At 57.1% G+C, this 8,462-nt stretch carries 4 protein-coding genes and 1 pseudogene; 2 read left to right on the top strand and 3 right to left on the bottom strand.

The window, feature by feature from the left end:
- Positions 1-47 precede the first annotated feature (47 nt).
- Positions 48-2,711: an Ig-like domain-containing protein gene (locus RXV88_RS22635; protein ID WP_316295941.1), complete on the bottom strand. Its 2,664-nt coding sequence runs from the start codon at positions 2,709-2,711 to the stop codon at positions 48-50.
- Between the two features lie 259 nt (positions 2,712-2,970).
- On the opposite strand from RXV88_RS22635, the pseudogene RXV88_RS22630 reads away from it, so the two are divergent.
- Positions 2,971-3,532 (top strand): annotated as a pseudogene (locus tag RXV88_RS22630) (transposase); the annotation flags it as partial.
- Here the strand turns inward: RXV88_RS22630 and RXV88_RS22625 are convergent.
- Together RXV88_RS22625 and RXV88_RS22620 are read right to left on the bottom strand one after the other, a co-directional pair.
- Positions 3,523-4,449, bottom strand: coding sequence for an MraY family glycosyltransferase (locus tag RXV88_RS22625; protein ID WP_316295942.1), 927 nt, complete (start codon positions 4,447-4,449; stop codon positions 3,523-3,525). The pseudogene RXV88_RS22630 and the gene RXV88_RS22625 sit on opposite strands and share 10 nt — an antisense overlap.
- Before the next feature lie 263 nt (positions 4,450-4,712).
- Positions 4,713-4,934, bottom strand: a complete 222-nt coding sequence (locus tag RXV88_RS22620; RefSeq protein ID WP_316295940.1) for a hypothetical protein — start codon at positions 4,932-4,934, stop codon at positions 4,713-4,715.
- A gap of 517 nt (positions 4,935-5,451) precedes the next feature.
- Here RXV88_RS22620 and RXV88_RS22615 point away from each other — a divergent pair.
- The coding region (locus tag RXV88_RS22615; protein ID WP_316295938.1) for a DUF5801 repeats-in-toxin domain-containing protein at positions 5,452-8,462 on the top strand (3,011 nt) is incomplete at its 3' end.

Raw genomic sequence — 8,462 nt, 5'->3', positions numbered from 1 at the left:
GATCATCCGCGTGGCATGATCTCAGCGGGGAAAGGGGCAATCACGCCTCAAGCCCTAGTTCTGCAACAACGCCCATCGAAGGCAAAGCTGTCCTGCCCCGATCCGCCTGAAAGCACGTTGTCTGCAGTGTTCCCCATCAGCCAGTCATCGCCTGCGCCGCCATTCGCATTCTCAATGACCGTGCCGAAGGCCAGACCCAAATTGTCCGTGCCGTCGGCCACGGTCGTACTGAATTGGCCAGGACGCAGGTCGAGCCGTACGGTGAAATTCACGCCGGAGAGGTCGAGTGTGTCCAACCCTCCTCCGTCCCAGAGCGTCTCGTTCACGCCGACAATCGCAGTGGCGTCATAGATGGTGTCGCCCGCACGCGTCTCCGTATCGGCGCCGTACAGGAATTGCAGCGCTGCGATGTCGTAGAGCTGGTAGCCTGTCACAAGCCCTGAATATCCAAGATGCCCGACATAGGACATGACGCTGAATTGTTGTGTGTCCTCCATCACCGGAAGATCGGGATGCTCAAGGCCCAGGGCATGAGCCACCTCGTGTAGAAGCGTCTCCCGAGCCTGTGTCCCGGTCTCCAGTCCCTGGCCCATCAACGAGTCGTCGAGGTAGACATCGCCTCGGAAAGTGCCCTCTTCCGGGCCGCGAAGCGCCGAGGCGACGCCTCGCGTCGCACCGCCCAGATCGGAAAATGCGAGGCTGATCATGGCGTCCTCGGCGAGTTCCACCTCAACGAAGACAAGATTGGTCAAAGCCTCGATCTCGTCGAACACCTCGCGCAAAACGGCGCGTTCCGCGTCGGAGAACCCGAAGTAATTATCCGCGCTGCGCCCAGTGTCATAGCCGGGCAACGCATCGGGTGTGGCGTAGGTCACCACCTGTCCCGTGCCAAAATCGTCGGGATAATTCACACGCAACGTGGAGTCGCGCGGAAGAAGCGCTGCGATTTCTTCCGTCAACCCTTCTGGCGCCAGAACGTCGAGTGTTACCGTCGCCGTAGCCATACCGCCCAGCCCGTCGGAGACGGTGTAGGTGAAACTGTCGGGCCCGGCAAAGCCGACGTCAGAGTCATAGCGGAATACGCCATCGGCGCCCATCGTCACCCGCCAGCCCTGGGCCGTTACGCGATCGTAACTGACGATCTCCAGAGCCCCACCTTCAGGGGCGGTGTCATTTTCCAGCACCGAGACAGCTGACAAACCCAGTCCAGCGGTCTGAGTGAGCACATCGTCCCGCACTGCGAACAGCCCCGGTTCCGGATCGTTGGTGGGCTCCTGCTGCGGCTCCGGCGCCACATTCAGTGTCACCACCGCCGTGTTTTCGGCCTGCCCGTCGCTCACGGTGTAAAAAAAGCTGTCCTCGCCAGAAAAGCCTGCGGCCGGCGTATACTGGAAGCTGCCATCGGCGCCGAGCTGCACGACCCCTCCCTCGGCACTTGTCCCCGACCAGGCCAGGACGCTCAACGTATCGCCGTCGGGGTCGCTGTCGTTGGCCAAAAGCCCTGTGGCTTGCAGAGTAACGCCGCCTTGCGCTTCGAAGACATCATCGACGGCGACCGGCGCATCGTTGAGCGCAGGTTCCACGGTGACGGTGACCAGGGCGGGGGCCTCGCCGCCCTGCCCATCGCTCACCCTGTAGACGAAACTGTCCTCGCCGGAGAAGCCCGTTGCAGGCACATAGGTGAAACTGCCATCGGCTGCCATTGTGACCGAGCCACCCATCCTGCTTGTCGCATCGGCGAAAACAACAGCAAGCGCATCGCCGTCCGGGTCGGAGTCGTTTCCCAGAACGCTTGCGCCCAAAAGCATTTTTCCCGCCTGCGTCGCGACCGCGTCATTGCGCGCAAGAGGCGCGTCATTTTGGGCGGCAACGTCGATCACGATCTGCGCCGAGGCAATCTGTCCGAAACTGTCCGTCACAGTGTAGACGATGTTCTCACGGCCCCAGAGATTGGCATCAGGCCGATAGGTGATCGTCCCGTCCCCGTTGATCGTGACCGCTCCAATGGCCGCTCCGCTTACTGACGTCAGCGATATGTCTTGACCAAGGTCGTTGGCGAGGACGTCGAGTGTGAGTTCCCCGTCCTCGGATACCAAGCCAGCATCGCTTATGGCGACGAGCGTCGGGGGCGTGTCTTCAATCCGTATGGCCTCGACGATCTGGTCCGAAAAAGCCAAAAGCTCGATCCCGTCGAGCAGCGCTTCGCCTTCGTCCCAAATCACCCAGAGCGCATCGCCCTCCCATTGAAAGGCATAGTCTCCATAGGCCGCATCGAAAATCGCTGTGTCAGTGCCTTCAGCACCCACCAGAGTGTCGGAGCCACCACCGCCCGAAAGCGTGTCATCCCCAAGGCCGCCCGACAATAGGTTGTTGGCGGAATTGCCGGTCAATCGATTGTCGGCGTCATTGCCCCAGCCGCTCAGAGCGTCGCTGCCAAGCAGCAGCAGGTTTTCGACGTTGTCGCTCAGCCACCAGTCGACGAAGGATCGCACCTCGTCGGTTCCAGAATTGCGTCGTTCGACCACAACGTCTCCTGCATCGTCCACCAGATAGACGTCGTCGCCCTTGCCGCCCTCCAAAAGGAAACTGCCCCCGATTGCAGAAAGCGTATCGTTACCGTTTCCGCCTGAAATCAGCGGGATGCCCGTGTCAGAACTGTCGGGCGGGGCCTCGCCGGCAGAGCCACCCTTTCCCTTACCTTTGCTTGCCATCTGGACTGGCCTTGTTGGAAGGCACCGCCCCCTGGCGCCCGTTGACGGAATTGGGATTCAGCGGAAGAACTTGCCTGAATATTGCGGTTTAAGTGTGCCTCAAAAGCGGCGAATTCTCGGCGTCGTGTCTCAAGGCAAATATTTCGAAGTCGTGGGGTTTTGTCGAAACTCGAACGTTTTCGACGCAGAACGCCGAGAGAACCCGAACCCGGCCGAAACTTGGGGGTCCTGTTCGATTTCGATCGCGTTGCTCGGGGGCATGGCGGGTCTCGCCGCCGAGCACGACGAAGAGAAGACCGCCTTGATCGATGCGGTCGAACTGAAGGCTCATCGAAGAGCTTCCAGCATGGGCGTCAAAAGGCGGACGTGGCCGCCTGATTGGCCGAGCCAGGGACGAAATAAATACCAAGTTGCACGCCATCTGCGACAGATGAGCCATGTCGCGCCATTGGTCCGAGCGACAATGGCGAATGCCGCCAACTCAATCTCTTTGTGATCGCAGGGCAGTTTAGCGATTACTTCGGTGCTCGGGCATTGCTGGGCAATATTCCAAAAGTCGGATGGCTGCTCGGGGTCGAGGGTATGACGCTGGCTGGTTCAGAGAAGCATTGAAAGGCAAAAGGTTACGCGCCTGTATTCCCGGTCGAAAGTAACGAAAGACGACCGTCAAATACGACAAGCGACGATATCGGCGCCGCAACCACATGGAGAACATGTTCGACAGGCTCGAGGATTAGCGGCGCGTGGCAACCCGTTACTGCCTATGTCGCAAAGCCTTTCTGTCCGCAATCATTCTCGCTGCAACCGTGATCTATTGGCTATCAGTCCTGACGGTAAGAAGCCCCAGACTGGGCTGTCGTGTTTTCAGCGCCGTCGCTGCAATGCGGTAGGAACCAAAGAAAACCAGGGAAAAGGCGACAAAGGCGATGAAGGCCGGCAACGTCTGATCCCACAAAAGTACCCCGGTCAGAGGCGGAGCGGCAACGAAGGGAACGAGGATAAGGGTTGTCAGTGGATTGACAATCTGCCGCCCTTTTTCGCGAAACACACGCCTCTCTAGAGCCCGCATTACCATGTGGTGCGCGTGAAGGCGATCGGGCTGCATTGCAGCCCTTTTCTGTCGCTTACGCCGGTAGATGGCGAGAACCGTATCTGCAACCGGCCAGAAAAAACACAAGAGGATTGCCCAGGGAGTGACCGACGTTGAATTGAGTAGGATGCTGATGCCGAACCAACTCAGAACAAAACCCAGAGTATACGCGCCGGCATCGCCAAGGAAGATCTTCCCAAAGGGGTAGTTCAACAGGAGAAATCCCAGAATGGAGAACCCGATCATCGAGGCCAGGAGCACCATTTCCTCATAACCCGCATTCGAAGCAATCATCGTCAAGGCGACGGTCGCACAGAGCGCCGCGATCCCCGCCAGCCCGTTAACCCCATCGATCAGGTTGAAGCCATTAGAAATCCCGGTAACGACGAATATCGTTAATGCGGCTCCAGTGGCCCAGTGGCCGGCCAAAGGATCAAGAGCTGGAATGCCTAACCGTGGGATCCACGCGTCAAGTAAAACGATCGTTGCCAGGGAGGCCATGACAGCTGCGGCGAGCCGGACCTTGGGGGGCTGGTGCCATCCCAGGTCTTCAGCCAAGCCGGCACAGAAAAGGATAGATGTCGCCAAAAGAAATTTGGCGTAAGGCTCTGTCAGTCCGCCCGGCGCAAACAACAGTGAGCAAAGCACTCCGAGGAAGATGCCAATGCCTCCAGTCCGCGGCGTGGGCTTTGTGTGGGTTGCCTGGATGGATGTCAGGTCATCAGAACGGCCGGCCAACCGAAAGTGTCTGCCTGTCGCCCATACAAGCAAGAGACAGGTGATAAACGACAGGAAAAGAACCGACCCGCCCGCAGTGAATATGGCTGATGTAAAGGCAGAGTTCACCGATAAAACCTCAAAAACGCAGTTTAAATGCTGAAGTTTGGATCTAACAGGTCAAGTGGACCAGATCACGTTGTAGGCCAGCCATCGGAGAAAATAAAGGGCGCCTCCGTGCTGTCGTTAAGATTCGCCAGATGGTCTGCGGCAGCGTCGAAGCTGCCGATCCAGCACGAACGGATCTTTAAAAGGCTGACGGACTGCACCTGAGGCCCCGAAAGGGTCGGCTTACAGACTGGCCCGCTGACCATCTGGTTCTGGGATGCGGTTTCGTTGCGGAAGGTGCCGCTCATCTGCTTAGACAGGCGCCGTTCTGATGATGTTCTGAAGACGAACTTGCTCGGGCGTGAACGCATAACAAGAGGCTGACTGCTGATTCTCAGTGACCGCCTCTCAGCCCATCGTGCAAGGCTTGGAAACAATCCCGCGCCTGGGGGGTGATTGTTCCCGCAGTTGAGGCAATATTTAAGATTCCACCCTAAGTGTGTCTAAAATATGGCAAATGTTTGACATAGGTCAGATCGCGCAGGCATGATGCCCCCTAATTTGAACTGAGAAATTCTGGCACTTGGCGGTTGGCATACCTTGTGATGTCGGCCGCAAAGTCTGGTTTTCGAATAATTCGGGGGCGATCAACGTCTCCCAGCTTTGACGATTGTGGCAGGCAACGACAGGCGCACCTTCGAACAGTCGAGGGGCAGTGCGGCGTTGGTGTCTCATTCCCTCGAAAAGATGGTTTTCGCTGGCCGAAGATCAGGGCTGCTCGCGCGCGATTAGGCTTCACGTGCGGGAAATTTTGGGGGAATAACGATGGCTGAATTTCAGGATACCGGCGTCCATGTCATGGTGGACGAAACGGAGGGTCTTCAGAACCTGGAGACCACCGGCGAGACGGGTCGTGAAACCGACAAGGACGACAATGACATTGCTGCCGGGCTGGTTTCCCAACTTTCCCCAGAAGCCTACTCATTGTTTACCGGCCTCGGAGACCCGATCGAGTATGCCCTGAGCGGCTACACTGGTGCTGAAGGTGATACCGGGCAGGAGGTCTTCACGGTCACAGCAGACAGTGAAAACTCCCTCCTTACGGGTTTGACACTGACCGCGACCCTTGATGGCGTGCCGTTCCCCGTCTGGGATGGTGGCGGCTTCGATCCAGCAGATATTGGGGAAACGTTCAACAGCGGAATCGATCTGCTCGATGATCAGGATATCTACCTGTTCCAGGCTCAGCAGGACCCCAACCTGATCCTTGGCGTCGCTCCCGACGGATCGGTCGCTTTCGGCATCTACATGGAAATCGTCGAAGACGAGAACGGCTTCATCACAGGAGGCAAGCTCTGGACCGCCCTCTATGAGCCCCTCTACCACTTGCAACCCGGCGCAGATGACGAGTCGGATATCATCCTCGACAACCTCGTCTACGTCTCTGCAACGCAAGCCACGACCTTTGACCTAGAAGGCGTTCCTTCCGGCCAAAACCTGCACATCACAGCCGCAAGCTCAGACGGTGGCGTCGCCATCGTTGTTACCGGGAAAAATCCCGCTGACGTTTCTGGTGGGCAAAGTCTGAACAACTGGGACAGTGCAAATACCAGCAAGGGCGGCGGCCCTGTGACCTTTGGCTCGAACAACCAGATGCTCACCGCAGAGCCTTATGGCGGTGACGGCCTCGTTATCTCTTTTGTCGAGGATACAAACCCGAATTACACGGTCGCAGAAATCGATCCGCGCCTGGATCAAAACGAGGCGGACCTGGAATCGACCATCCAGTTCATGGTGGTCATGACGCGCATCGACCTCGTTACTCTCGGGCTGGATTTGAGCGATCCGATCGAGGATGGAACATACACGATCACCAACAGTTCCTCGGAATTCGGTGATTTCAGCTGGACTGCATCGGGTAGCCTTGTGCGAGACCTGGTCGCGCAAATCAACAACTCTACCGCTACGTCTGGCCTGTCTGCAGAGATCGATGACGCCACGGGCGAGCTTCTGATCCAGTCTTATACTGGTGATGCGATCACCTTCTCCAGTCAATTTGAGGGCGATTTTGGCATTGGGGGCGATACATTTTCGACGCCTGAACCAAGTGATTTTGCGGCCACAGAAGTGTCTTTCGATGTGGTGCAGACACAAGGCGGCGATACTGCCGTTGTCAAGATCACCGCCCTCGACAGAGACCTTCTTCCTGGAGATATCTACGCAGACGGCGTCAAGGAACTGACAACCGTCGCCTCCATCGCCTTGCCGGGCGAACCGGGGTCTGTTGACCTCACTCCTGGCGATTACACTTTCAGCATCGACATCGATTTCAACCGTGATGGGGACACCGACGATACAGGTGAAAACCTCTCGTACACCTATACCGCCGAAGAAGGCGATACCTTTGCCGACCTGATATTTTTCATCAACAAGCTGACCCCCGAGCATGGCATCAGGGTCGGCCTGATCGACATGGGCGACGGCACCTTTGAGGCTCAATTCCATTCCCGCAGTGGTGAGCCAGTTACGTTTTCGGAAACGTTCGATTCCATTGGGAACGGGTTTGTAGATGACCCAGTCTTCACGGGCGGTTTTGTAACCTATGATACTCAAGCGCTTGATGACATCGCTGAGATCAAGACGATCACCGTGTCAGGCGATCGGGGCACCGACGAAATTCCGGATCCCTTCACCATCACCTTCTATGATGATGGCACAACAGACCCGGATTCGGACGATCCTCTTGTCTATGGCGTTTCTGTCGAATGGAACGCAGACGGGACGGCCACGGTTTCCGGCGCTGTTGCAGGGGACACCATCACCTATCTGACGGACACTCCCCACAACCAACTCTTCATCGAAAACGATGGCACCGGCAATCCGAATGACCGCGATACAGCTGAATTCGACGTGGGCAACATCGTCATCGTCGAACGGACCACAGACTCGTTCGAAATCGGAACGCGGATCAAGTTTGATGATGATGGCCCTGTTGCGGTTTTGGATCGCAACCCGGAGATTTCCGTTGAGCTGGATGAGACAGTAGGGCGCCAGGATATTGATGGGAACCCATTGACGGAGCCAGATCGGTCTGCCGATGGCGAACTAACTTACGACCCGACGAATAATGACCGTGGGGGCGGCTCTATTTTCATAAACGACCCAGGCGGCGTTGGTATTGTCAACTTGTTGACATTTTTCAACGGTGTGCTTTCCGATGCTGTTCTGACCGCTGCCGACGACATTGGTCGAGAGCACTATGCGATCAGCGGGTATCGTGAAGGTGTTGTCGGCATCAATTCTCTGACTGATGTTGGGACGGATGAGGAAGGTTCCTCGGTGGTTCTCGATCTCGAGTTGAACCTAAGTGGAGCCGATTTGACGATCATTCCGATTGCTGGCGGCGGTAGTGCCATTGCAACCGATTTGAGCACTACCGGCGGTGACGGGGTCTACTTGATTGAGGTAGAGGGTGTGATCCTGGGTGTTACCGGTGTTGTAACGGGCGGCGAGCTCGTTCTGGATGACGCCACCAATCCCGCAGAGGTAGTTCTTGGTGTAGCCATCAATTATCAGGGTTGGGTTGGGACAGTCCTCTACACGTCACTTTATCATGGTGACCCCAGCAAGTTTGACGAAGGAGTTGATCTGGTTGCTGATAGTGGCACCAGCTACATAAACGCGTTGCTCACGGTTACAGACGGCGATGACGATTTGGATGACGATCGCATTCCGATTGGCGATGCGGTGATCTTCCAAGACGACGGTCCTGTTGCGGATGTGACGACGACGGGCACGGCGGTGACGCTGGACGAGAGCCTTGGCAATCAGGAGGA

The organism is Aestuariicoccus sp. MJ-SS9 (genome assembly GCF_032586235.1).
Taxonomy (GTDB): Bacteria; Pseudomonadota; Alphaproteobacteria; order Rhodobacterales; family Rhodobacteraceae; genus Aestuariicoccus.
Note: the sequence above shows the minus strand (reverse complement) of the source record. Positions and strands in the feature narration are given on the sequence as shown.

Bases quoted from the DNA above. Each gene is read 5' to 3' on its own strand.
- RXV88_RS22635 (WP_316295941.1), bottom strand. From the start codon at position 2,711: ATGGCAAGCAAAGGTAAGGGAAAGGGTGGCTCTGCCGGCGAGGCCCCG.
- RXV88_RS22620 (WP_316295940.1), bottom strand. From the start codon at position 4,934: ATGAGCGGCACCTTCCGCAACGAAACCGCATCCCAGAACCAGATGGTC.